This is a genomic window from Hyphomonas sp., assembly GCF_013823385.1.
In the GTDB taxonomy this organism is placed as follows: domain Bacteria; phylum Pseudomonadota; class Alphaproteobacteria; order Caulobacterales; family Hyphomonadaceae; genus Hyphomonas.
Genome location: NZ_PNMA01000168.1, coordinates 1 through 1,037, shown reverse-complemented (window position 1 = coordinate 1,037; position 1,037 = coordinate 1). Strand labels below are relative to the sequence as shown.

Below are 1,037 nucleotides of genomic sequence, written 5' to 3'. Positions count from 1 at the left end.
TTCCGGCGTGTGACGGGTCAGAATTGCTGATTGGAAGCGTGGATGTGGAGAATTTTCCAGTCGCCGCCGCGTCGCACCAGCACGATCGTGCGCCTCCCGAGCCGCTCGGGATTGTCGAAATGGAAGGTGCACAGCGCCATGTCACCGTGGAGTTGCACGAGCAGGTCGTGAATGAGATCAGGACGATGATACGGCGGACCTGTCCGTTCTTTGGGCAAGGCGAGCGCAATGCGACGCATCGCGGCAGGCATGCCGCTCGCTCGCTTGAGGCTTTCCCGCGTGGGGGCAGACTGATTCGTTCCGGCATAGATGCCGTCGAAGCTGGTAGCCTCGGGGGCGAAGGCCGTTTCCATGGCAGCAAGGTCGCAGGCCGCGAAACTGCGCAGGAAGCTCATCAAGACTGCCTCTGCCGAACCCGCCTCGTCGCCGTCCAAGGCGATCTGAGGGGTTGCCGCGGCCAACAACCCGATCCCCATCGCTTCGCGTCGGTTGCTTTGCCCGGCCATAACCGACTCCCGCTTTGCCTGAATTCATCCTGCCCCATGCCTAACCCGGAACGGCGACGAAAGCACCCCCGAGACGACAGATTGCAAATCCGCCATTAACCCTCGCACCCCGCAGAAATGCGCGCACTTTACAGTGGGGTGTAAAATTTACCGACACTTAAGGTCTCGCTCGTAGAAGCTGTCTGGCATGCACCAGAGGCCCCGCGCGCGATGATCCGCCTGTTCAAGCATTACATCCCCAATGCCGTGCTGCTGCTCGGGCTGCTCGATCTCGGGCTGCTGGTGCTGGCGAGCGAGATCGCGTGGCAGTGGCGTGCGGTGCAGATCGGCATGGATGCCGGCGCGCTGGGTGGGCGCGGATGGGCCTTGCTTGGCACCGCGATGGTCATCTGGCTGGCGATGATTGCAGTTGGAGTCTACGGACCCTACGCCCTGCGGAGCCTGCGCTTTGCCGGGGCACGGGTGCTGGTGGCGATCAGCCTCGGCATCATCGCGCTTGCCGTGATTGATTTCATCATCCGCAGCGACGTC

1 protein-coding gene and 1 pseudogene are annotated in these 1,037 nt (G+C 62.6%); one reads left to right on the top strand and one right to left on the bottom strand.

Annotation, left to right across the window (positions count from 1 at the left end; all coding sequences use genetic code 11):
- Nucleotides 1–17: 17 nt before the first annotated feature.
- Nucleotides 18–506, bottom strand: a complete 489-nt coding sequence (locus tag C0456_RS20820; protein WP_291056712.1) for a nuclear transport factor 2 family protein — start codon at nucleotides 504–506, stop codon at nucleotides 18–20.
- Nucleotides 507–716: 210 nt separating this feature from the next.
- Here C0456_RS20820 and C0456_RS20815 point away from each other — a divergent pair.
- Nucleotides 717–1,037, top strand: a pseudogene (locus C0456_RS20815) (sugar transferase); the annotation flags it as partial.

Coding starts and splice junctions, on each gene's coding strand:
- C0456_RS20820 (WP_291056712.1), bottom strand. CDS start 506: ATGGCCGGGCAAAGCAACCGACGCGAAGCGATGGGGATCGGGTTGTTG.